Source organism: Streptomyces albidicamelliae, assembly GCF_025642175.1.
Taxonomy (GTDB): Bacteria; Actinomycetota; Actinomycetes; order Streptomycetales; family Streptomycetaceae; genus Streptomyces; species Streptomyces albidocamelliae.
On record NZ_CP106795.1, the window covers coordinates 6,504,073 to 6,527,817 of the forward strand.

General features: G+C 74.0%; 15 protein-coding genes and 4 pseudogenes. 9 read left to right on the forward strand and 10 right to left on the reverse strand.

Annotation, left to right across the window (positions count from 1 at the left end):
* Positions 1-302: 302 nt before the first annotated feature.
* Positions 303-1,144 (reverse strand): annotated as a pseudogene (locus N8I86_RS29425) ((2Fe-2S)-binding protein).
* Positions 1,145-1,312: 168 nt separating this feature from the next.
* Here N8I86_RS29425 and N8I86_RS29430 point away from each other — a divergent pair.
* Positions 1,313-2,104 (forward strand): GntR family transcriptional regulator, encoded by a 792-nt coding sequence (locus N8I86_RS29430; RefSeq protein ID WP_263279090.1) that lies wholly within the window; start codon positions 1,313-1,315, stop codon positions 2,102-2,104.
* A 185-nt stretch (positions 2,105-2,289) separates the two neighbouring features.
* Here N8I86_RS29430 and N8I86_RS29435 read toward each other — a convergent pair.
* Together N8I86_RS29435 and N8I86_RS29440 are read right to left on the reverse strand one after the other, a co-directional pair.
* Positions 2,290-3,056 (reverse strand): annotated as a pseudogene (locus N8I86_RS29435) (hypothetical protein).
* A 166-nt stretch (positions 3,057-3,222) separates the two neighbouring features.
* Positions 3,223-4,896, reverse strand: coding sequence for a PucR family transcriptional regulator (locus N8I86_RS29440; RefSeq protein ID WP_073897238.1), 1,674 nt, complete (start codon positions 4,894-4,896; stop codon positions 3,223-3,225).
* A gap of 343 nt (positions 4,897-5,239) precedes the next feature.
* Here N8I86_RS29440 and N8I86_RS29445 point away from each other — a divergent pair, with 343 nt between their 5' ends.
* The 5 genes from N8I86_RS29445 (at position 5,240) to N8I86_RS29465 (ending at position 11,975) form a co-directional block, all read left to right on the forward strand.
* On the forward strand, positions 5,240-6,133 hold the full coding sequence (locus N8I86_RS29445) for an FAD binding domain-containing protein (protein ID WP_093697896.1): 894 nt from the start codon (positions 5,240-5,242) through the stop codon (positions 6,131-6,133).
* Entirely contained in the window at positions 6,133-6,717 is a 585-nt protein-coding gene (locus tag N8I86_RS29450; protein WP_073897234.1) for a (2Fe-2S)-binding protein, read from the forward strand. Before N8I86_RS29445 ends, N8I86_RS29450 begins: the two co-directional genes overlap by 1 nt.
* A 5-nt stretch (positions 6,718-6,722) precedes the next feature.
* Positions 6,723-9,107 carry a xanthine dehydrogenase family protein molybdopterin-binding subunit gene (locus tag N8I86_RS29455; protein ID WP_123440121.1) on the forward strand — a complete coding sequence of 795 codons (2,385 nt, stop codon included), beginning with the start codon at positions 6,723-6,725 and terminating at the stop codon, positions 9,105-9,107.
* Positions 9,108-9,317: 210 nt separating this feature from the next.
* Entirely contained in the window at positions 9,318-10,775 is a 1,458-nt protein-coding gene (locus tag N8I86_RS29460) for an NCS2 family permease (RefSeq protein WP_263279091.1), read from the forward strand.
* 48 nt (positions 10,776-10,823) lie between these two features.
* A complete protein-coding gene (locus tag N8I86_RS29465; RefSeq protein WP_123440122.1) occupies positions 10,824-11,975 on the forward strand; it encodes an XdhC family protein in 1,152 nt (383 codons plus the stop codon).
* 13 nt (positions 11,976-11,988) lie between these two features.
* Here N8I86_RS29465 and N8I86_RS29470 read toward each other — a convergent pair whose 3' ends face one another.
* Positions 11,989-12,429 carry an SRPBCC family protein gene (locus N8I86_RS29470; RefSeq protein ID WP_263279092.1) on the reverse strand — a complete coding sequence of 147 codons (441 nt, stop codon included), beginning with the start codon at positions 12,427-12,429 and terminating at the stop codon, positions 11,989-11,991.
* A gap of 173 nt (positions 12,430-12,602) precedes the next feature.
* Positions 12,603-12,697 (reverse strand): annotated as a pseudogene (locus tag N8I86_RS29475) (polysaccharide deacetylase family protein); the annotation flags it as partial.
* Positions 12,698-12,856: 159 nt separating this feature from the next.
* On the opposite strand from N8I86_RS29475, the gene N8I86_RS29480 reads away from it, so the two are divergent.
* On the forward strand, positions 12,857-13,498 hold the full coding sequence (locus tag N8I86_RS29480; protein ID WP_263279093.1) for a phosphoribosyltransferase: 642 nt from the start codon (positions 12,857-12,859) through the stop codon (positions 13,496-13,498).
* 377 nt (positions 13,499-13,875) lie between these two features.
* Here the strand turns inward: N8I86_RS29480 and N8I86_RS29485 are convergent, their stop codons facing one another.
* Complete coding sequence (locus tag N8I86_RS29485; RefSeq protein WP_073897220.1) at positions 13,876-14,718, reverse strand: patatin-like phospholipase family protein; 843 nt, start codon at positions 14,716-14,718, stop codon at positions 13,876-13,878.
* A gap of 185 nt (positions 14,719-14,903) precedes the next feature.
* Between N8I86_RS29485 and N8I86_RS29490 the strand changes: the two genes are divergently transcribed.
* Positions 14,904-16,289 carry a diacylglycerol/lipid kinase family protein gene (locus tag N8I86_RS29490; protein ID WP_263279094.1) on the forward strand — a complete coding sequence of 462 codons (1,386 nt, stop codon included), beginning with the start codon at positions 14,904-14,906 and terminating at the stop codon, positions 16,287-16,289.
* On the opposite strand, the gene N8I86_RS29495 is transcribed toward N8I86_RS29490, so the two are convergent.
* Positions 16,267-17,406, reverse strand: coding sequence for a magnesium and cobalt transport protein CorA (locus N8I86_RS29495; protein WP_263279095.1), 1,140 nt, complete (start codon positions 17,404-17,406; stop codon positions 16,267-16,269). The genes N8I86_RS29490 and N8I86_RS29495 overlap by 23 nt on opposite strands.
* Before the next feature lie 158 nt (positions 17,407-17,564).
* Between N8I86_RS29495 and N8I86_RS29500 the strand changes: the two genes are divergently transcribed.
* Entirely contained in the window at positions 17,565-18,746 is a 1,182-nt protein-coding gene (locus N8I86_RS29500) for a winged helix DNA-binding domain-containing protein (RefSeq protein WP_263279096.1), read from the forward strand.
* A gap of 98 nt (positions 18,747-18,844) precedes the next feature.
* On the opposite strand, the gene N8I86_RS29505 is transcribed toward N8I86_RS29500, so the two are convergent.
* The 3 genes and pseudogenes from N8I86_RS29505 to N8I86_RS29515 form a co-directional block, all read right to left on the reverse strand.
* Positions 18,845-19,636: a S1 family peptidase gene (locus N8I86_RS29505; RefSeq protein WP_073897211.1), complete on the reverse strand. Its 792-nt coding sequence runs from the start codon at positions 19,634-19,636 to the stop codon at positions 18,845-18,847.
* Between the two features lie 204 nt (positions 19,637-19,840).
* Positions 19,841-22,659, reverse strand: a pseudogene (locus N8I86_RS29510) (ATP-binding protein).
* A gap of 160 nt (positions 22,660-22,819) precedes the next feature.
* Positions 22,820-23,704, reverse strand: a complete 885-nt coding sequence (locus N8I86_RS29515) for a response regulator transcription factor (protein ID WP_382984065.1) — start codon at positions 23,702-23,704, stop codon at positions 22,820-22,822.
* Between the last annotated feature and the right edge of the window lie 41 nt (positions 23,705-23,745).

The following is a 23,745-nucleotide window of genomic DNA, read 5'->3' on the forward strand; positions in this document are numbered from 1 at the left end:
CATTGGGATAGGGCGTAACGCCCGCCATAGTGGCCCACTCCCGACGGCCCTCAGGGGGTTTCGGGGCAAGAGGCCGCCAATAAGGTGCAAGGGGATGCCCAAGGCGGCTTTCTGCTCGAACTGCCGTGTGACGGGCGGGAGTTGAGTTCGAATAACACTACCCGTACGGGTGGTTCCACGGAAAGTTCCCGCGACGGGTGGGGAAGTGGTGAAGCATCCGCCGGGCGGGCCCTCCGGGACCGGGTGGTCCGACGGCGATGATCCTAATGGACCCGGGACCGTGCTCGGGACCTGATGGGCAATCAAGCAGAGGCAGACAGCGACAACTTGGCGATCCGGTCGCTGTCGCAGGTGCGCGGGCAGGTGGCGCAGGTGTCCTCGGGGCGCACGGTGTAGAACATGCAGCAGCTCGCCCGGTCGCGGGTCGGCAGGGGCTCACCGTCCGGGCCGGTCAGCACCCGGAACGCGGCGGAGCCGACGTAGGGCCGGGTCGCGCCCGGCAGCAGCAGCTCCAGCTCCCGCACGGCCCGCCGCTCCTCGTCCTCGCCGAACAGGTGGGCGACGTACCACAGCCCCTCCACGACCTCGTCGGTCGCCATGCCCCACAGTGCTCGCCCGCGCCGCCGCATCCGCGGCCCGAAGGCGGCGAGCACCGGCTCCAGGTGCTCGGCCACGGCCGCCCGCACCTCGGCCCGCAGCGCCTCCTCGTCCGGGACGACGACGGCGCCGGGCAGGGCGGCGGCCGGGTCGTCCGGCAGGCAGGCGAAGGAGAGGGGCCCGCGTATCGCCATGCGGCCGGCGGCGCGGTCGTACGAGACATGCGTCACGGGCAGCCGGGGGACCCGGCGCCGCAGGAACCAGGGGACGGTGATCAACAGGCAGGCGGACCAGGCGTAGCGGTGCAGGCCGAAGCTCGCGACGACGTCCGGGCGGGCCCGGGTGCCGTAGTCCCGCAGCACCTGGTTCTCGTCCCAGGCGAGGAAGGCGTCCAGCTCCGCCCCGCCCGCCGCCAGCGCGGCCGCGGTGACCCAGCCGTCCCCCGGGGCGCCGGCCCGGCCGGGCCCTGCTCCGTCACGGTCAGGCCGGGGAAGGCGGCGCCGAGACGGTCGTAGGCGGCGGTGAACGGCGAGGCCGCAGCGGGCATGGCGGGACCACCGATCCTTGATCGCGGGCGACACGGGAGCAGGTAAGCCTTACCTTATCCGCTCGTACGGGAGTTTGAACTGGCCCCCGGTGCGCCTAAGGTGCTTGACGGACAAGTGACAAGCCGTCGTTAATGACCCCAAGTACCGACAAGCCGCCAGGAGGACCCGTGAAGCAGGGCGTGCAGGGTTCCGCCGGGGCGGGTGCGCCCACCAGCGGCACGCCCCGGGTGCCGGCGCAGCAGCGCGCGGCGGACGCCCTCGACGGCTACCGGGAGCGGGGCACCGCCCTGCCCGGCGTACGGGGCGAGCACACGCACGCCGAGCGGCCGGTCCCCGGGCAGCGGCCCGTGGTGCAGCGGTCCTCGGTGCGCGGGCAGATCCTGGACGCGCTGCGCACGGCCCTGCTCGCGGGCGAGCTGAAGCCGGGCGAGGTCTACTCGGCGCCGGTGCTCGGGGACCGCTTCGGCGTCTCGGCCACCCCGGTCCGGGAGGCCATGCAGCAGCTCGCGCTGGAGGGCGCCGTCGAGGTCGTGCCCAACCGCGGCTTCCGGGTGGTCGAGCGCGGGGCGCGGGAGCTGGCCGAGCTGGCGGAGGTGCGGGCGCTCATCGAGGTGCCGGTGATGCTGCGGCTGGCCCGCACGGTGCCGGCCGAGCGGTGGGCCGAGCTGCGCCCCCTCGCCGAGGAGACGGCACGCGCGGCCGCCTCCGGCTGTCCGGCGACGTACGCGGAGTCCGACCGGGCCTTCCACCGGGCCCTGCTCGTCCTGTCCGGCAACGGGCAGCTGGTGCGGATCGCGGAGGACCTGCACCGGCGTGCGCAGTGGCCGCCGGTACCGCTCGGGCGGGCCGGACTGCTGGCCGACGCGGCGGAGCACACGGCCCTGCTGGACGCGTTGACCGCGCGTGACCTGGACGTGGTGGCCGCGCTGGTGCACGAGCACTTCGCGGGCGCGGTCTGAGGACCCCGGGCCCGCGCCGAGGGCTGTCCGCTTTCGGGTGCGGTCCGTAGTGGCTCGTCGCGCAGTTCCCCGCGCCCCTGAGGGGGTGCGGCCGGCGCCACCGGCAGGTCGGGCGGCGCCGTCGCGGCGAGTGCCGGGGGCGGTGTTCCGAGGGACGCGGGGAACTGCGCGTTCGGCGGGGGGTGCTACGCCGTCGCCGCGTCCGGGGCCGGAGGCGTCAGTTGGGCCGCCAGCCAGGTCGGTACGCCGCCCAGCAGCCGGAACAGCCGGCGCGCTTCCTCCCGCAGCCGGGACGCCTCCGGTTCCGACTCCGCGTCGGCCAGCGACGCCAGCGCCGGTGCCGTACCCACCAGGTAGCCCAACTCCTCCCGGATCCGCAGGGATTCGGCGAAGCCGTGCCGGGCCTCGGCCAACTCGCCGTCCCGCAAAGCGAGTCCGGCCAGATGGCGCCAGGTGAAGGACAGCAGCAACGGGTCGGCGTGCGCGACCGCGCCCGCGTGCGCCCGCCGGTACGCGGCCCGGGCCGCCTGCGGCGAATGGCTCAGGTTCTCCGCCAGCAGCCCGCGGCGGAAGTCCAGCAGGGCCCGCCCGGCCGCGCCGGGGCGATCAGCGCCGCCGCCCGGCCGAGCGCGGCCCGCGCCTCGTCGGCCCGGTCCCGCACCCCGTGCAGCGTCGCCGCGTAGGCGAGTTGGCCCCGCTCGCAGGCCGCGGCGCCGCGCTCCTCGTCGCCGTGCGCGAGCGCCTCCGCCGTGCGCAGCGCGTCCTCGGCCTCCTGCCAGCCCCGCTCGGTGTACAGGCACCGTTCGACGAGCAGCGCGGCCCGTTGCAGCGCCGTCGCCGGTGTGCCGGGTGGCAGCAGCGCCGCCGCGTCGGCCCAGCAGGCCCGCGAGCGCAGCCGCCATACCGCGGTCTGGAGAGGATCGTCACCAGCGGTCGTTCCGTTACCAGACATGGCGGTATGCGCCACGTTGCCCTCCCCGAGCACGCCATCGAGCTGTTGAGTGGTGGCGGCATTCCAGCATCTGTCGCGGGGCGGGGCCAAGACGTCGGGTGAAAGATTTCACAAAGTCGTGGGGCGCGAGCGTGACCGGATCCGGCCCCTCGCGCCCCCGCTGACCTCAGCTCATGCGCAGGGCCAGGAAGAAGTCCAGCTTGTCCTCCAGGCGCGAGAGGTCCCGTCCCGTCAACTGCTCGATACGGCCCACCCGGTAGCGCAGCGTGTTGACGTGCAGGTGCAGACGGGTGGCGCAGCGGGTCCAGGAGCCGTCGCAGTCGAGGAACGCCTCCAGGGTCGGGATCAGCTCCGCCCGGTGGCGGCGGTCGTAGTCCTTCAGGGGGTCAAGGAGGCGTGCCGTGAAGGCGCGGCGGACGTCGTCGGGGACGAACGGCAGCAGCAGGACGTGCGAGGCCAGTTCCTGGTGGCCGGCCGCGCAGACCCGGCCGGGACGGGCCGCGGCGACCCGGCGGGCGTGCCGGGCCTCCTCCAGGGCGCCGCGCAGCCCCTCCGCGGAGTGCACGGCCGCGCTCACGCCGAGGGTGAGCCGTCCGTCGTCGTTCAGGCCCGCCGTCAGCGGCTCCCGCACCGACTGCAGCAGCGAGTCGGCCAGCAGCCCCGTCTCGGAGCCGTCGTGCTCGGCGGAGACCGCGGGCAGCGGGACCAGGGCGATGGCCTCGTCGCCGGTGTGGGCCACGGCGATGCGGTCCGAGGGCTCCGGGCCGGTCGCCAGCGGGTCGACCAGCACTTCCTCCAGGAGCGACTGGGCGACGGGACCGCCCTCGGCCTCCTGGCCCTCCCACTCGACGCGGGCCACGACGACCTGCCAGTGCGGGGCCGTGCCGAGCCCGGGCAGCAGCACCGGCGCGGCCACCCGCAGCCGGGCCGCGATCTCGGCGGGCGCGGCGCCCGTCTGGACCAGCTCCAGCACCTCCTGGGCCAGCCGACGCCGGACCGTGCGGGCCGCGTCCCGGCGGTCCCGCTCCACGGCGATCAGCTGGGTGACGCCCTGGAGCAGGTCCAGGCGCTCCTCGGGCCAGTCGCCGGCGTCCGCCTCGACGGCCAGCAGCCAGTCCGACAGGACCGTCTCGCGGACGTCCCGGGCGGCCTGCGGGGAGCGGCCGGAGGAACGGACCGGGAAGAGCGAGTACGTCACCCCGTCCAGCAGGAAGCGGTGCGGTCCGCGCCGTCCGGTGCGGGTGGCAGCCAGGTGCTCGGCGGCGAGCCGCGCGCAGGTCTCGACGGGCAGCGCCGGGCCGGTCTCCTTGGAGCCGGCGATCAGGCGGCCGGTGGGGGAGAGCACCCAGGCGCGCAGGTCCAGGTCCGAGCCGAGCAGGTCCAGGACGACGTCCGGGCCGCCGCCCGCCGGGCCCGAGGTCATCATCCGCCGGTGCCGGTCCACGACCGCCGCGAGGTCCCCAGCGCGCTCCCCGGAGACCTGCCGTACGACGTGCTCGGTGATCGACGCGAACGCCACCGACTCGTGCACCGCGAACAGCGGCAGCCGGTGCCGGGCGCAGGCCACCACCAGGTCCTCCGGCACATCGCCCAGCTCGGCCTCGCCGGCGGCGAGGGCCGCCACCCCGGCCTGCACCAGGATGCGGACGAACGGCTCGGAGTCGTCGGCGTCCCGGCGCCAGGCCAGACCCGTGAGGACCAGCTCACCGCCCGAGAGGTAACGGGAGGGGTCGCGCAGGTCGGTCGTCATGACCCCGCGGACCGAGCGGTCCAGCTCGTCCTCGCCGCCGAGCAGCCGCAGGCCCAGCGCGTCGGTGTCCAGCAGTGCGCGCAGCCGCATCTCGTCGCCGCCGTTCTTTGTCTCGAAACCTACGATGGATCTTCAGGGGTGACGCGAGGGTCACCCGGAACCGGACGCTCGGGGGCGTACCCCCGGGTCCGGGTGCTGTTTCCCGCGTTGTCCAGGGAAAACCGAGAGGCTGCCGATGACCTCCGTTCATACGAATCTACAAGATGCTCAGCCTGGCCAGCGAACTCCTTCATGGTTTCGGTGACTGACCCCGCCGGAGTACGGAGCGGTGTACTGAGTCCACTCCGCGTTAACAGGACATGAACGAGCCGGGCCCGCCGCACACGGATTGGCTCAATCTGAACGACCCACGAGACGAAGAAGAGAGCCGGTCATGGACTTCCTTCGCCCCGCCAGCTGGGAGGAGGCGCTCGCCGCCAAGGCCGAGCACCCCACCGCTGTGCCGATTGCGGGTGGCACCGATGTGATGGTCGAGATCAACTTCGACCACCGCCGGCCCGAGTACCTCCTCGACCTCAACCGCATCGGCGACCTCTCCGAGTGGGAGGTGGGCGAGGACACCGTGCGGCTGGGTGCCTCCGTGCCGTACACCCGGATCATGGAGAACCTCCGTGCCGAGCTGCCGGGCCTGGCGCTCGCCTCGCACACGGTCGCCTCCCCGCAGATCCGCAACCGAGGCGGCGTCGGCGGCAACCTCGGCACGGCCTCGCCCGCCGGTGACGCCCACCCCGCCCTGCTGGCGGCCGGCGCGCAGGTCGAGGCGGAGTCCGCGGCCCGCGGCACCCGGCTGATCCCCATCGACGAGTTCTACACGGGCGTCAAGCGCAACGCGCTCCAGCCCGACGAGCTGATCCGGGCCGTGCACATCGAGAAGGCCGACGGCCCGCAGCAGTACTCGAAGGTCGGCACCCGCAACGCGATGGTCATCGCCGTGTGCGCGTTCGGCCTGGCCCTGCACCCCGGGACGCGCACCGTGCGCACCGGCATCGGCTCGGCCGCCCCCACCCCGGTGCGGGCCAAGGCAGCCGAGGAGTTCCTGAACGCGGCGCTCGAAGAGGGCGGCTTCTGGGACAACGGAAAGATCATCACCCCTTCGGTCGCCAAGCAGTTCGCGGAGCTGTGCTCCGGCGCCTGCAACCCGATCGACGACGTCCGGGGCACCGCGAGCTACCGCCGCCACGCGGTCGGCGTGATGGCCCGCCGCACGCTGACCTGGACCTGGGAGTCGTACCGCGGCGCCCGCCGCACCACCGAGGGAGCTGCGTAATGCGCGTCAACTTCACCGTCAACGGACGTCCGCAGGAGGCCGACGACGTCTGGGAGGGCGAGTCCCTGCTGTACGTCCTGCGCGAGCGCCTCGGCCTGCCCGGCTCCAAGAACGCCTGCGAGCAGGGCGAGTGCGGCTCCTGCACCGTCCGCCTGGACGGCGTCCCGGTCTGCTCCTGCCTGGTCGCGGCCGGCCAGGTCGAGGGCCGCGAGGTGGTGACCGTCGAGGGGCTCGCGGACTTCGCCAAGCAGCGCGCCGAGAGCGGCTGCGCGACCGGCGCCTGCGGCGGCACCTCGCTGGACGAGGCCAAGCGGTGGCAGGCCAAGGGCACCGACTCGCAGACCGGCGAGGGCACCGAACTCTCCCCGATCCAGCAGGCGTTCATCGACGCCGGCGCCGTCCAGTGCGGCTTCTGCACCCCCGGTCTGCTCGTCGCCGCCGACGAGATGCTGGAGAGCAACCCGAACCCGAGCGACGCGGACATCCGCGAGGCGCTGTCGGGCAACCTGTGCCGCTGCACGGGCTACGAGAAGATCATGGACGCGGTCCGCCTGGCCGCCGCCCGCCAGTCCGAGGGGGTCTGACAGCCATGCCGACCAACGGCGCTCCTACGAAGATCACGCAGGGCTCGCAGACCAAGGGCGGCATCGGGGAGTCCACGCTCCGCCCGGACGGCACCCTCAAGGTCACCGGCGAGTTCGCGTACTCGTCCGACATGTGGCACGAGGACATGCTGTGGGGCCAGATCCTGCGCTCCACCGTCGCGCACGCCGAGATCGTGTCGATCGACACCTCCGAGGCCCTCGCCATGCCGGGCGTCTACGCCGTCATGACGTACGACGACCTGCCCACCGAGGTGAAGAACTACGGCCTGGAGATCCAGGACACCCCGGTCCTCGCGCACGGCAAGGTACGCCACCACGGCGAGCCGGTCGCGATCGTCGCCGCCGACCACCCGGAGACGGCCCGCCGCGCCGCCGCCAAGATCAAGGTGGACTACCGGGAACTGCCCGTCATCACCGACGAGGCCTCGGCGACCGCCCCGGACGCGATCCTCGTCCACGAGGGCCGCGACGACCACCACAGCGGCCACGTCCCGCACCCCAACATCGTGCACCGCCAGCCGATCGTCCGCGGCGACGTGGCGCGGGCCCGCGAGCGGGCCGACGTGATCGTCGAGGGCGAGTACACCTTCGGCATGCAGGACCAGGCCTTCCTCGGCCCCGAGTCCGGCCTCGCCGTGCCCGAGGAGGACGGCGGCGTCCACCTCTACATCGCCACCCAGTGGCTCCACTCAGACCTGCGCCAGATCGCACCGGTCCTCGGCCTGCCCGAGGACAAGGTGCGCATGACGCTGGCCGGCGTCGGCGGCGCGTTCGGCGGCCGCGAGGACCTGTCGATGCAGATCCACGCCTGCCTGCTGGCGCTGCGCACCGGCAAGCCGGTGAAGATCGTCTACAACCGGTTCGAGTCCTTCTTCGGGCACGTCCACCGGCACCCGGCGAAGCTCTACTACGAGCACGGCGCCACCAAGGACGGCAAGCTCACGCACCTGAAGTGCCGGATCGTCCTGGACGGCGGCGCCTACGCCTCCGCCTCCCCGGCGGTCGTCGGCAACGCCTCCTCCCTCTCCGTCGGCCCGTACGTCGTCGACGACGTCGACATCGAGGCCATCGCCCTCTACACCAACAACCCGCCCTGCGGCGCCATGCGCGGCTTCGGCGCGGTCCAGGCGTGCTTCGCCTACGAGGCGCAGATGGACAAGCTGGCGAAGAAGCTGGGCATGGACCCGGTGAAGTTCCGGCAGCTGAACGCGATGGAGCAGGGGACGCTCATGCCGACCGGGCAGCCGGTCGACTCCCCGGCCCCGGTCGCCGAACTCCTGCGCCGCGTCAAGGCGATGCCGCTGCCGCCCGAGCGCCAGTGGGAGTCCAGCGAGGGCGCCGACGTACGGCAGCTGCCCGGCGGACTGTCCAACACCACGCACGGCGAGGGCGTCGTCCGCGGGGTCGGCTACGCGGTCGGCATCAAGAACGTCGGCTTCTCCGAGGGCTTCGACGACTACTCCACCGCCAAGGTGCGCATGGAGGTCATCGGCGGCGAGCCCGTCGCCACCGTGCACACCGCGATGGCGGAGGTCGGCCAGGGCGGGGTCACCGTCCACGCGCAGATCGCCCGCACCGAACTCGGCGTCACCCAGGTGACCATCCACCCCGCCGACACCCAGGTGGGCTCGGCCGGCTCGACCTCGGCCTCCCGGCAGACCTACGTCACCGGCGGCGCCGTGAAGAACGCCTGCGAGCTGGTCCGCGAGCGGGTGCTGGACATCGGGCGCCGCAAGTTCGGCTCCTACCACCCGGCCTGGGCGACCGCCGAACTCCTGCTGGAGGGCGGCAAGGTCGTCACCGACGGCGGCGAGGTCCTCGGCGACCTGGTCGACGTCCTGGAGGGCGAGGTCGTGGAGCTGGAGGAGGAGTGGCGGCACCGGCCGACCGAGGCCTTCGACCTGCGCACCGGCCAGGGCAACGGGCACGTCCAGTACTCCTTCGCCGCGCACCGCGCGGTGGTCGAGGTCGACACCGAGCTGGGCCTGGTCAAGGTCATCGAACTGGCCTGCGCCCAGGACGTCGGCAAGGCGCTCAACCCGCTCTCCGTCATCGGCCAGATCCAGGGCGGCACCACCCAGGGCCTGGGCGTGGCCGTGATGGAGGAGATCATCGTCGACCCGAAGACGGCGAAGGTCAGGAACCCCTCCTTCACGGACTACCTGATCCCGACCATCCTCGACACGCCGACCATCCCGGTCGACGTCCTCGAACTCGCCGACGACCACGCGCCCTACGGGCTGCGCGGCATCGGCGAAGCCCCGACCCTGTCGTCCACCCCGGCCGTCCTCGCGGCGATCCGGAACGCGACCGGGCTGGAGCTCAACCGCACCCCGGTGCGGCCCGAGCACCTCACGGGGACCGTGTAACACCCCGACTCTCCGGGCGGTGTGAGGGAACGTCACACACTCCGCCGCGCCGCCCGGAGGAACCCCCCTTTGAGTTCCGCACCGCTCGCGGGTCTTGAAGCACCAGGAAACTCGTTCGTCTCGGGCCGTCCCCCGGGCCGTCCATTCCCAAATCCCGTGACCGCCAGGGCGGTCGCACGGGTGCCCCTGTGAACCTTGGGAGATGGCACCATGACCCAGCAGTCGGTGGAGCCCAGGACCGCGTCCGAAGACGCCGGCGACGGAAGTCGCATCCCGGCCGGACGGTCCTGGCTCGACAGGTACTTCCACATATCCGGAAGAGGATCCACAGTCGCGCGTGAGGTGCGCGGCGGCATCACCACCTTCATGGCGATGGCCTACATCCTCCTGCTCAACCCCCTCATCCTGTCCGGCAAGGACGTGGCGGGGGACACGCTCGGCCAGAAGGCGCTGATCACCGCTACCGCGTTCGCGGCGGCCTTCACCACGCTGCTGATGGGCTTCGTCGGCAAGGTGCCGCTCGCGCTCGCGGCCGGCCTGTCCGTCTCGGGCGTGCTGTCCTCGCAGGTGGCGCCCAACATGACCTGGCCGCAGGCCATGGGCATGTGCGTGATGTACGGCGTGGTCATCATGCTGCTGGTCGTCACCGGCCTGCGTGAGATGATCATGAACGCGATCCCGCTCGCGCTCAAGCACGGCATCACCATGGGCATCGGCCTGTTCATCGCGCTCATCGGCTTCTACAAGTCCGGCTTCGTGCACCAGGGCAAGGCCACCCCGGTCACCCTCGGCCCCGCCGGTGAACTCGCCGGCTGGCCGGTGCTGCTCTTCGCCGGCACGCTGTTGCTGATCTTCATGCTGCAGGCCCGGAACATCCCCGGCGCCATCCTCATCGGCATCGTCTCCGGCACGATCGTCGCCGCCGTGCTCAACGGCCTCGGCGTCATCGACCCGAAGCAGTGGGCCAACGGCGCCCCCGAACTGCACGGCACCGCGGTCTCGATGCCCGACTTCTCGCTCTTCGGCCACGTGGAGTTCGGCGGCTGGGAGAAGGTCGGCGCGATGACGATCGGCATGATCGTCTTCACCCTCGTGCTGGCCGGCTTCTTCGACGCGATGGCCACCATCATCGGCGTCGGCACGGAGGCCGGGCTCGCCGACGACAAGGGCCGGATGCCCGGCCTGTCCAAGGCGCTGTTCATCGACGGCGCCGGCGGTGCGATCGGCGGTGTGGCGGGCGGCTCCGGCCAGACGGTGTTCATCGAGTCGGCGACCGGCGTCGGCGAGGGCGCCCGCACGGGCCTGGCCTCCGTCGTCACCGGCCTGTTCTTCGCGGCCTGTCTCTTCTTCACCCCCGTGACCGCGATCGTCCCCCAGGAGGTCGCCTCCGCGGCCCTGGTGGTCATCGGCGCCATGATGCTGATGAACGCCCGGCACGTGGACTGGGCCGACCGCGCGACCGCCATCCCGGTCTTCCTGACGGTCGTCCTGATGCCGTTCACGTACACCATCACCTCCGGTGTCGCCGCGGGCGTCATCTCCTACGTCGCCATCAAGACCGGCCAGGGCAAGGCCCGCGAGATCGGCGCCTTCATGTGGGGCCTGGCCGTGATCTTCCTCGTCTACTTCGCCCTTCATCCGATCGAGGGCTGGCTCGGCGTGCACTAGCCGCCGCGCCGGAAGCCCTTCCGCGCAACCCCGTGAGGAGACCGACAGATGCTGGACATCGCCGAGGAGCTCGACCGGTGGGTCGAGCAGGGCCGTGACTTCGCCGTCGCCACCGTGGTGGCCGTCGGCGGCAGCGCCCCGCGCCAGCCCGGCGCCGCCCTCGCGGTGGACGCCGAGGGCACGGCGATCGGGTCGGTCTCCGGCGGGTGCGTGGAGGGCGCCGTGTACGAGTTGTGCCGGCAGGCGCTCCAGGACGGTGAGACCGTCCTGGAGCGCTTCGGCTACAGCGACGAGGACGCCTTCGCCGTCGGCCTGACCTGCGGCGGCGTCATCGACATCCTCGTCGTGCCGGTCCGGGCGGACGGTCCCGCCCGGCCGGTGCTCGCGGCCGCGCTGGCCGCCGCCGCGCGTGGGGAGGCGGCGGCGGTCGCGCGGATCGCGGAGGGACCGGCACAGCTGCGGGGCCGGGCCCTCCTCGTCCGTCCCGACGGCTCCTACGACGGCGGCTTCGGCGGCCACCCCGAACTGGACCGCACGGTCGCGGCCGAGGCCGGCGCCTTCCTGGACGCGGGCCGCACCGGCACCCTGGAGATCGGCGAGCAGGGCTCGCGCTGCGGGTCCCCGCTCACCGTCCTGGTCGAGTCCTCCGTCCCCCCGCCCCGGATGATCGTCTTCGGCGCGATCGACTTCGCGTCCGCGCTGGTCCGGGTCGGCAAGTTCCTCGGCTACCACGTCACGGTCTGCGACGCCCGCCCGGTGTTCGCCACCCGCGTCCGCTTCCCGGAGGCCGACGAGATCGTCGTCGAGTGGCCGCACCGGTATCTGGAGCGCACCACGACCGACGCCCGTACGGTCCTCTGCGTCCTCACCCACGACGCCAAGTTCGACGTCCCCCTGCTCGAACTGGCCCTCCGCCTGCCCGTCGCCTACGTCGGCGCGATGGGCTCCCGCCGCACCCACCTCGACCGCAACGAGCGGCTGCGCGAGGTCGGCGTCACCGAGCTGGAACTGGCCCGCCTGCGCTCCCCGATCGGCCTCGACCTCGGCGCCCGTACGCCCGAGGAGACCGCCCTGTCCATCGGCGCGGAGATCGTCGCCCACCGCCGGGGCGGCAGCGGGGTGTCCCTGACGGGCGCGCACACCCCGATCCACCACGACACGGCGACCCGGCCGGCGCGGCGTATCGGCTCGGTCGCCTGAGAGCCGCCGTCGTTCAGGCCTTCCTGAGCAGCTGATCCGCCGCGCGGCCGAACACGAGGCGGGCCGTCCGGTCCAGGACGCCGTCGAAGAGGCGGGGCAGGAGGCGGATGCGCAGTTCCTCCCGCCACACCACCCGGCTGCGGCCCCCCGGCTCCGGCCGGACCTCGATCTCCGCCCAGCCCAGGACGACCCGGCCGCGCTTCTCCAGCCGGCACAGGCCGGACCCCTCGCCAGCCGGCGGCCGCCAGACCGTCACCTCCATGACGTCGTCCACGGTCACCGGTCCGACGCCCGAACGGGCCACGAAACGCGTGCCCTCGTGCGTCGGCGGCGCGGTGAGCACCTCGATCCTGGTCAGCGGGACCACGTCGGCGTGGCGGGGCCATTCCGTCAGCCTGCGCCACGCCTCCGCGGGGGCGAGCGGGGGCGTGCGTTCGAGGGAAAAGGTGGGCACGGCACGATCGTAGGGAATCGGCGCCGGCCGTCAGCGCGTTCGCCCCCGGCTCACCTGACCGGACCAACGCCCCGTCCGCCACGGGAGCGTCCGGCCCGCCGCCGGACGGCGTTCGCCGGGACTCGGCGGGCTGTGACCGCGGCCGCGCGACAGCCCGCCCGGCCTCAGGGCCGTTACACCCTGCCCGGCTCGGGCTTGCCGGGCGCGAGTAGCTGAGGGTCCGTCACGAAGACGTAGCCGGCTCCTTGGGGGCGTCGATGAGGCCCGGACGTGGTCGGGACGCCGGTCGGGATCCCGTCGGTCGAAAGAGGCATCGGGACTATTCACTCAGTGCATAGAGCAGGTGTGCGAATTCCTGGGTGTGATCCGCGGTACATCTCGTCGCAGTAGCACCATGGAGGCAGGGGCTCCGCGGAGGAGGACGACCATGCGCTTCCGGGACCGCGCCGAAGCCGGCCGGGAACTCGCCGGGCTGCTGGCGGACGCGCAGGCGCGGGGAGAGCTGACCGATCCCGTGGTGCTCGCCCTGCCGCGCGGGGGCATCGCCGTGGCCGAGCCCGTCGCCCGGGCTCTCGACGCCCCGCTGGACGTGCTCGTCGTCCGCAAGATCGGCGCCCCGCACCACGAGGAGTTCGCCGTCGGCGCGCTCGCCGGTGACGACCCGCCGCTCTTCGACCCGGACACCCTGGAGCAGTTGGGCCTGACCGAGGAGTCGCTGGCCCCCGTCGTCGAGCGCGAACGGCGCGAACTGCGCCGCCGGGAGGGGCGCTACCGCGGGGACCGGCCGTTCCCCGCGCTGACCGGCCGCACGGTGATCGTCGTCGACGACGGCCTGGCCACCGGTGCCACCGCCCGCGCGGCCCTGCGCCACCTCCGGCGCCGCCGGCCGGCCCGGCTCGTCCTGGCGGTGCCCGTCGGCGCCCCCGACTCCGTCGATCTGCTCGCCGCCGAGGCCGACACGATCCTCTGCCCGCACCGCCCGCCGGGCTTCTCCGCCGTCGGCCAGTGGTACGAGGACTTCGCCCAGCTCACCGACGACGAGGTACTGACGGCCCTGCAGACACACTGACCCGCGGCCCTCCGGCGCGACGCGCATCGGCCGGGCACCGGCCGTGGCCGTCCACGGGCGGTCGGCACGGGGCCGACAGGGCTGGACGAGCCGGGGCGGGGCGTAGCCCTCGACGGTGCGGGTCGGGCAGGCTGGCCTGCCGTCGCGCCGACCCGCCGGGCATCCCTGGGGCGGCCCGGCTCGCGCGACGCCGCGGCCCGGCCGAGCGTGCCGCAGGGAGACCGGCCCGCGCCGCGACGCAGACTCGGGCGCCGGCCGCCCGCGGTCGCGCGATGGTCCGGGCCTGCCCGGCCGGGTCGCCGCGCCGGCACAAGCGTTTCGGCTCGGTCGGCGTGCCGCAGGGGAGGCTGCCCCGGTCGGAGTCAGCGGCGGGGCGGTCAGTCCTCAGTCCAGCGCAGGTCCAGGCCGCGGCCCTGGGCGCGGCCCGCCTCTGCTGCCGGGCGGCGGGTGGCGGGGTCCAGGGCGTTGTCGCCGATCGCCGCCAGTGACGCCTCGTCGGGGGCGACGAGCAGCACCTCGGCGCCCCGGGCGCGCAGTTCCCCGACGCACCGCTCCAGCGGCCGGTCGCTGGGGAACGGCTCGGTGGTGCCCAGCGGCACGAGCACCAGCACCCGGTCCGCCCCGGCGGCCAGGTCGACGTTGGCGATGGACCGTACCCCGCCGTCCATGTACCGGTGTTCGCCGATCGTCACCGGCGGCCACACGCCCGGCACGGCGCAGCTCGCCGCGACGGCGTCCACCAGCGGCACCCCGGAGTCCCGGTCGAAGACGCGCGGCTCACCGCTCCCGGCGTCCACCGCGACGATCCTCACCGCCCGCTCCGGCCACCCGTGGGCCGGCAACCGGGACGCGATCACCGCGTGCCGCTCCCGCTCGGAGACCGTCGGCGCGGCGAGCGCCGCCCGGCCGACCGCGCGCCGCAGATCCGCCGTGGAGGCGGCCGACTCGGCCGCGGCGCCGATCTCCGCGGCGAACTTCTCCAGATCCATCTCCGCCGCGATCTCGGCGGACTGCAGCGCGGGGTCCACCTGCCGGGCGTACAGCTCCTCCAGACCGAGCCCGCTCCCCAGCTGCGCCGCCACCGCGGAACCGGCGGAGGTCCCGACGAGCAGACCCGCGCCGCTCACGTCCCGCCCGGCATCGGCGAGCCCCGCCAGCAGCCCGGTCATCCAGGCGATACCGCCCACCCCGCCGCCGCCCAGCACCAACGCCTCACTCATGACGCCTCCTTGACTGCTCGTGACGGTCCTTGATCCTCCCGGAACGACACGCGGACGGCGAGGGCTTTCCCGGACGCCACCCAAGGGACCGGCCGGACGTGCCCCGCGCGGTGCCTCCTCGTAGCCTGGGAGGGTTCCCGACGCCCCCGGAACCGGGAGGCCGGGCCCGGACGGGAGGTGCTGCCATGAACAGGCGCTGGACCGCGCGTCTGGCCCTCCTGGCGGGCGCGGCGGCACTGGTGGTGCTGCTCCTCTTCGCCGGGTTCGGCAGTGTCTTCCTGCTCCTGGTGGGAGCGGCCGGGCTGGTCCTCACGGCGGTCGGCGGCTGGTGGGTGGTGACCCGCACCCGCTGGGTACGGGCGCTGGGCGCGCTGCTCGCGCTCGGCGCGCCGCTCGCGGTCCTCGCGCTGTACGCGCTCGCCGGGCTGCTGTGGGTCGTGCTGGTCTCGCTCGGCCTGTGGGCGCTGGCCGTCACCGCGGGCCGGGCGGCCCTCGCCGACGGCACGTCCCGGCCCATGGCGGAGCATCCGGCCGGCCGGGCCCGGCGGCCCTTCCTGATCATGAATCCGCGGTCCGGGGGCGGGAAGGTGGAGAAGTTCCGCCTCGTGGAGCGCGCCCGCGCCCTGGGCGCGGAGGTCGTCGTCCTCGACCCGGAGCACCACCAGGACGTGGCCGAGCTGGCACGGCGGGCCGTCGTCGACGGAGCGGACCTGCTCGGCGTCGCGGGCGGCGACGGCACCCAGGCCCTGGTGGCCGGTGTGGCCGCCGAGCACGACGTCCCGTTCCTGGTGATCAGCGCCGGCACCCGGAACCACTTCGCCATGGACCTGGGCCTGGACCGGCAGGACCCGGCGGCCTGCCTGGACGCGCTGACCGACGGCGTCGAACTGCGCGTCGACCTCGGCCGGATCCGGGCGGGAGCCGGGTCCGCGCGGTCCGGCGAGGAGCGCGTCTTCGTCAACAACGCCTCGTTCGGGGTGTACGCGGCCGTGGTGCAGAGCCCCGCCTACCGCGAGGACAAGGCCCGCACCACCCTGGACATGCTGCCGGACCTGCTGACCCACCACAGCGGCGCCCGGCTCACCGTCCGCGTCGGCGGGCGGACCCTGACGGATCCGCAGGCCGTGCTGGTGAGCAACAACCCCTACCGCGTCGACGACCCGGCGGGACTCGGGCGCCGGGACCGGCTGGACTCCGGCCGGCTCGGGGTGCTGGCCGTCGAGGTCGCCGGCGCGGCCGAGGCGACGGATCTGCTGTTGCGCGGTGAGAACAGCCGCGGCCTGACCTCCGTCACCGCCCGGGAGGTCGTCATCGAGGCCGACGCCCCGGCCGTCCCGGTCGGGGTCGACGGCGAGGCACTGTCGCTGCCCACCCCGGTGCACTGCCGTCTCGTACCCGGCGCCCTGCGCGTACGGGTGCCGCGGGACCGTCCCGGGGTGCCGCCGATCGCGCCGCGCATGGACTGGCGCCGGGTGCGACGGCTGGCCCTGACGATGGGACGGGTGGCGGCAGGACGCGACGACGGCCCGTCCGGGTCCGGGTCCTCCCCTACAGCCAGTCCCGGCGCTTGAAGATCACGTACAGGCTGACGCAGACGACCGCCATCAGCCCGATCGCGAACGGATACCCGAAGGTCCAGCTCAGCTCGGGCATGTGCGTGAAGTTCATGCCGTAGATGGTGCCGACGAGCGTGGGCGCGAAGAGGATGGCCGCCCACGAGGAGATCTTCTTGACCTCCTCGTTCTGCTCGAAGCCCGCCTCCGCCAGCGCCCGCATCTCCGCGTTCTGCTGCTGGGTGACCAGGGTCGCGTTGACCGTCAGGATCTCGGTGAGGGCCTGGCGGAAGCCGTCGACGCGCTCGCTGATGTGGGTGACGTGGTCGGCGACGTCGCGCAGGTAGCGCTGGAGCTCCTCGTCGGTCTCGTACTTGGCGAAGCCGGCCATCAGGCCGTGCAGCATGCCGACGAGCGGGCGCGTGGCACGCTGGAACTCGACCATCTCCCGGGACAGTTCGTAGATGCGGCGGGAGACCGCGGGGTCGCCGCGGAACACCTCGGTCTCGATCTCGTCGATGTCGTTCTGGACGCCGGCCACCACCGGCGCGTAGCCGTCGACCACCGCGTCCAGGATCGCGTACAGCACCGCCTCCGGGCCGAGTCCCAGCAGCTCGGGGGAGCCCTCCATGCGGCGGCGGACCGCCGACAGGTCGGGCGCCGCGCCGTGCCGGACCGTCAGCACGAAGTCCGGGCCGACGAACACGTGCAGCTCGCCGAAGTCGACCTCCTCGGGCGCGTCGAGGTAACGGGCGGCCCGCAGGACCACGAAGAGCGTGTCGCCGTACCGCTCCAGCTTGGGGCGCTGGTGCGCCTCCATGGCGTCCTCGACCGCCAGCGGATGCAGCCCGAACTCAGCCGCCAGGGAGTGCAGTTGGGCCGCCGTCGGGCGGGCCAGGCCGATCCACGCCATGCCCGGGGGCTCCTCGCGCAGCTCGCGGTAGGTCTCGGCGAGGCCCGCGGGGGAGGAGACGCGGACGCCGTCCCGGTAGAGCGCCGCCTGGACGACGCCCGCCGGGCCGGCCGGTTCCGCGGGGCCGGGCGAGGGTGTCTCGGCGGCGGGCGCGGGCGGCGTCTGGGCCCGGCGCCAGACCGACCTGCGGCCGCCGTTCCTGCCACCTGGTCGCTCGGCCATCGGCTGCCTCTCCGTCGAACCTGCGTACGGCGTGCTCACGCGGCGGGGTACGAGAAGGATAGCCACCCGGGGACCCCCGGCCCGGGCGCCCGCATCGCCGTGCCGCCCCGGGGGAATCGCGGACAGAGGATGTCCGCGACGGACGCTACGTTGCGTCCATGACGAACAGCGGCGTGACGAAGAGCGGCGTGACGACCGGCGGCGGGACGGCGAGCGGTACGAGGAGGCGCCCGGTGCGCGGCGGCGCGGCGACCGCTCCCGTGCTGGACGCCCGGGCCCTGAACCGGGCCACCCTCGAACGGCAGCTCCTGCTGCGCCGCGCCCCGCTGCCGGCCCAGGACGCCGTACGGCATCTGCTCGGCCTCCAGGCGCAGAACGTCGAGCCCCCCTACGTCGCCCTCGCGGCGCGCCTCGACGGGTTCGCACCACAGGCGCTGTCCGATCTGATGGCCAGCCGCGAGGTGGCCCGGCTCGTCACCCTGCGCTCCACCATCCACACCCACACCGCCGACGACTGCCTCGGCCTGCGGCCCTTCGTCCAGCCGGCCCGCGACCGCGAACTCGGTCAGTTCCGCGCCGGACTCGACGGCGTCGACCTCGGCCGGCTCGCGGCGCTGGCCCGTGAGCTGGTGGAGGCTGAGCCGCGGACCATGGCCGGGCTGCGGCGGGCGCTCGGCACCGAGTGGCCGGACGCCGACCCGCGGGCCCTCGCCGTCGCCGCCCGCTGCACGCTCCCGCTCGTCCAGGTCACCCCGCGCGGCCTGTGGGGCGGGAGCGGCCAGGTCGCCCTCACCACGGCCGAGCACTGGCTGGGCCGCCCCGCCCGGCCCGCGCCCTCCACGGAGTCCGTGGTCCTGCGCTACCTCGCGGCCTTCGGCCCGGCCTCCGTCAAGGACATGCAGACCTGGGCCGGACTCACCCGTCTGCGGGACGCCTTCGAGCGGCTGCGCCCGCGGCTGCTCACCTTCCGCGACGAGAACGGCGTCGAGCTCTTCGACCTGCCCGACGCCCCGCGGCCGGACCCGGACACCCCCGCGCCGCCGCGCTTCCTGCCCGAGTTCGACAACCTCCTGCTGTCCCACGCCGACCGCGCCCGCGTCGTGCCGCCGACCCTGCACGGCCGGAACCGGCAGGGCAACCAGGCCTACCGGACCCTGCTGGTCGACGGCTTCCTCGCCGGACTGTGGAAGCCGGACGGCGACGCCCTCGTCGTCGAGTTCTTCACCCGGCCGACCGGGGCCCGGCGCGCGGCGGTGGCCGCGGAGGGCGAGCGGATGCTGCGGGCCCTCCACCCGGGCGGCGCGCACGACGTCCGGTTCGGGGAGGTCGCCCGGCGCTGACCCGGCCGGACATGGATAGGGGGCGTTGCGGGCCGCTCGTGGTGGCCCGCAACGCCCCCCTGGCAGTTACCCGAGGGATGCTCGGGAAGTCTTCCGGGTCACGAGTTGACCTGCGTGGTCACCAGGTTCGAGAAGGTGGTCAGCCGGGTGTACACACCCGGGTAACCCGCCTCCGCGCACCCCTCGCCCCAGGAAGTGATCCCTGCCAGGGCGCCCCCGATGAGCAGGGGACCGCCGCTGTCGCCCTGGCAGGTGTCTACGCCGCCGGACGTGTATCCGGCGCACACCATGTCGGACTGCACGAAGTCCGAGCCGTAGGAGGAACGGCAGCTGGAGTCGGACACGATCGGGACGGTCGCGGTCCGCAGCTGGTTGGAGGAGCTGCCGTTCTCCGAAGTGGTGCCCCAGCCGAGGATGCGGGCCGTGCTGCCGGCCGCGTACACGCTCGTCTGGGAAGAGCTGACGTACTTCGCCGTGGTGTACGGCATCGACGTCGAGAGGGTCAGCACGGCCACGTCGTCGCCGTTGGTGGCGTCCGTGTAGTCCGGGTTGATCCAGATCTTGCTGACACGGCTCACCGTGCCGTTGGTGCCGTTCAGATAGGTCCGGCCGCCGACCACGCGGACGCTGCCGGTGGTCTCGCCGACCATGCAGTGCGCGGCCGTCACGACCTTCTTGGGCGCCACGAGGGTGCCGCCGCAGAACTGGTTCTGGGACGCGTCCGTGATCTGCATCATGAACGGGTACGCGGTCGTCGTCGTGGTCGTACCGCCGACGATGGGCTGAGGGGCGGCGCTCGCGGTGGGGGAGGCGAGCAGCCCGGCCGCCGCCGCGGCGGCGGTGGCCGCCATGATCGCGGCGGTCTGTCTCGCACGTCTGAGCCCGAACATGAGTCTCCTCAGTGGGGGTTGCACCGGTGGGGGGTCGCGCGGGTGTGGGTTGTGCATGGGGGTCGCGGGACCGACCCCCACATGCCCGGGCGAGCGGCACGCCCTTTACGCTAGGACCCGGACCCTCGGCTCCCAATGAGGGAACCCCCTAGGGGGTGGGGTGAGGGAAAACCCTCGGTCCCGATCAGTTAACAAGAGCGCTGCTCAGTGCGCCCGTCGACCTGCCGCCAATCGGACGATGTCGACGCGCGAGCGGATCCCCAGCTTGCGGTACACCCGGGTCAGGGTGGCCTCCACCGTCTTGACGCTGATGAACAGCCGGGCCGCGATCTCCCGGTTGGTGGCACCCTCCATGACCAGCGCGGCGACCTGACGCTCCATCGCCGCGAGGATGTCCAGCACGTCCAGCGCGTCCGGCACGGCGAGCGCGGCCGGCGGCTCGGGTGCGGTCAGGGACTCCTCCACCTGGCGCAACCAGGGCAGCGCCCGGCAGCGGCGGAACATCCGGGTGGCCTCCTCGAAGGCCGCGGGTTTCGGGCCCCGGCCCGGCAGCCGGGCCAGGGCGAACGCGGCCCGCGCCTCCTCCAGGCCGTAGCCGAGCTCGGCCAGCCGCGCCTGAGCGGACGTCAGCTGGCCGACGGCGGCCTCCAGGTCGCCCCGGGCGGCCCGCACCAGGGCCTCGGACCGGTCCAGGACCGCGAGGACACTCGCCCGGTGGAGGCGCAGCGCGTGCTCCCGGCTCACGTCGATGACGTTCTGCGCCTCGGCCGGCTCGCCGATGCGGACCAGTGCCTCGGCGAGGTCGCCCTGCCAGCGGCCGCGGGCCGGATCGGTGATGCCGAGGCCCAGTTCCAGGCTGCGCACCCGGCGCAGCGAACGGACCGTGCCCGCCGGGTCCCCGGCCACCAACTGGGCGTGCCCGAGGGCGCCCAGGGCCCGGGAGAGGTACATCTGGTCGCCGTCCTCCTCGGCGTGCTCCACCGCTTCCCGGGCGAGGGCCAGCGCCCGGTCGACGTCCCCCCCGGAGGCCTCGGCGAGCGAGGTGAGCATCGCCGAGGCGGTCTCGCCGATCCCGGAGTCCCGGGCGAGCCGCAGGCTCTCGCGGGCGAGCTCCAGCGCCCGGCCGCAGTGCCCGGCGCGCAGCTCGGTCTCGGCGAGCCCGCGCAGGAAGTGCACCTCGCTCTCCACCGAGCCGCGCCTGCGCACCTCGCGCAGCAGCGCGGTGACCGTGGTCCGGGCCTCGGCGAGCTGGTCGCCCATGACGAGCCAGCGGAACCGGGCGCTGCCCGCGCCGTTGTGGTGCCAGGTCACCCTGGGGTCCTGGGGTTCCGTCAGGGCCCGTTTGATGGTGCGGGGCGCCTCCGGATGGCCCATCAGGGTCTCGGTCTGCGCCTGGAAGGCGAGGGCGAGCAGTTCGGTGCGCCGGTCCTGACCGCGTGCGGCCAGCTCGGCGGCGTGCGCGGCCGCCTCCCGCGCCTCGGTGAAGTCGCCCTCCACGATCAGCGCCCGCCAGGCCAGCTGGTAGTGGACCAGCGCCAGCAGCCGGGGGTCGTCACCGGCGTCGGCGAGGGCCTGCGGGAAGACGGCGTCGACCTCCGCCATGGTGTGGCCGGCGGTGTCGATGACGATCATCCAGGCCCGCACCCGGTCGGCGGGCACGCTCGCCCGGGACAGCACCTCCCGGGCGATGTCGCGGGCCAGGTCCACCTCGCCCGCGGTGATCGCGTCCTCGGCGGCCTGCAGCCGGCGCTCCTCCTGGGTCGGCGTGCCGTCGGCGGGCGTGTGCCGGGCGGCCAGCAGCCCGAGCTGGGCGGCGACCGAGGGCGCCCCCGGTCGCGGGCGAGCGCGGCGGCCTCGGCCAGCCGGGCGGCCACCAGGGGATCGGTGCCGGTGGTGGCCAGGGCCAGGTGCCGGGCCCGCTCGATCGGGTCGGAGGCGGCGGTGGACAGCGCCGCGTGGGCGGCCCGCCGCTCGTGGGCGGGCGCCTCCGCGTAGAGCGCGGCGGAGATCAGCGGGTGCGCGAACCGTACGGCGGGCGCGTCCGGCTCGGTGGCCAGCAGCCCGAGTTCGGCGGCCTGGGCGCATTCGGCCTCGGCGTTCTCCCGGCCGGCGGCGTGCAGCAGCGCCGGGGTGGGGCGGGCGCCCGCGCTGGCCACCAGCAGGGTGCGGCGGGCCTCCACGGAGAGCATGTCCAGGCGGCTGAGCACCAGGGCGCGCAGCGAGGTGGGCACGGGCAGCGGTTCACCCGGCCGCGGCGGAGTGCTGCTCTCGGCGAGCGCGCGGCCGAGTTCCAGGGCGAACAACGGGTTGCCGCCGCTGGTGCGGTGGATCTCGCGCACCGTGGAGCGGGGCAGGCCGCCGTGGCCGCGGTGGTCGAGCAGCTGCGCGACCTGGGCGCGGGAGAGCGGGCCCAGCCGGACGGCCTGCGTGCCCGGCGGGCAGGCGCGCAGATGGCGGTCGTACTCCTGGCTCTCCTGACCCTCCGTCCGCACCGCGCACAGCAGTTGCACCGGGGTCCCCTCGAGGCGGCGCGCGGCGAAGCCGAGCAGTTCGGCGCTGGCCGGGTCCAGCCACTGCAGATCGTCGGCGACGAGCAGCACCGGGCCCTCGGCGGCCAGGGCGCGCAGCGCGGAGAGCACCGCGAGGCGCAGGGCGAGCCCGTCGCGCTGGAGGCTGGACTCGCCGCGGCCGGTGAGCGCCGACTCCAGGGCGGTGCGCTGGGCGGCGGGCAGCCGGGGGGCGACGTCGTCGAGGACCAGGCCGAGGAGGTCGGCCAGGGCGAGGAAGGGCAGGTGCGATTCGGACTCGGTCGCCGAGCAGCGAAGGACGGTACGCGCGGTGGTGGCATATTCCTCGGCCAATGCCCGCAGGACGGTGGATTTGCCAATTCCGGCGGGGCCGTGCAGCAGCACGCTGCCGCCCGAGGCGAGTTGGTCCCGGGCGCCGGTGAACAGCTCCTCGCGGCCGATGACCAGGGCGGGGCGGCACCTGGCAGGCTCCTGGAAGTCCCGTCGCACGGTCACCGCTCCCCTCGTGTCGTGTCCGGGCCAAATTCTAGGCAACGATCCTTGAAATTCGGACGGAAGCCGTGGTGAGGGAAATAACAAACGGTCAAAGCATAGGGAAATTCAGCGCGTCACCGCATGAATGAAAAGGTTTCCTCACCGGCTCCGCCCGGTTCGTCTACGGCAGCAGCCCCGCTCTGCGGGCCGCCGTCACCGCCTCCCCTCGGGTGTGCGCGCCCAGCTTCCGCATCGCGGAGCGCAGGTAGCCCTTGACCGTCTCCGGGCGCAACCCGAGCCGCTCGGCCACGGCCGTGTTGGTGGCACCCGCCGCCACCCAGGAGAGCACGTCCAGTTCGCGTGGCGCCAGGCTCGCGCCACCGGCCGGCCGCGACGCGGTCAGCAGACCGCACGCCGCCAGCAGTTCCGCGCGCAGCTCCGGGTCGGCGATCCGCGGCGCCAGTGCCCGCAGCGCCGCGTGCGCCTCACGCACCTGCTCCCAGGCCGCGCCCCGCTCCGAGCCGCCGGGCTCCGGCCGGACCGCCGCCAGCAGCCCCCGCGCCTCGTCCCGCACCACCAACGCCTGCTCCATGTCCCGGGCCACCGCCATCGCCGCGCCCAGCACCCGGTCCCCCAGGGGCTGGGGCGAGCGCAGCGCGCCGTACAGCACCCCGCGCACCCGCCGCCGTACGACGACCGGCACCGCCAGCACCGAGTGGATGCCCTCGGCCGCCACCGGCGCGTCGTACTCGTGGCTGATCTGCCGGGAGCTGGAGTAGTCCGTCACCGCGCAGGGCCGGGCCAGCGCCACCGCCTTGCCGCCGAGCCCGTTGCCCGAGGTCACCGCGAGGGAGCGCAGGGCGGCCGTGGTCGTACCGCTGAGCTCGGTGATGCGGATCCGCGGCCGGCCGGGCTCGACCAGCCCGCCGAAGGCCACCGGGAGCCCGGTCGCGCGCCGCAGCCGGGCCGGGGCGCCGCCGATCTCCACCACTCCCGCCACCTCCGCCGTCACCTGTTCGCCGATTCGGCTTCCCACACCCCCGTTCGGGGGTAGTGAGACCTGCATCACGGATTAGACGATGCCAGAGAGCCGCCCGGCAATGGTCC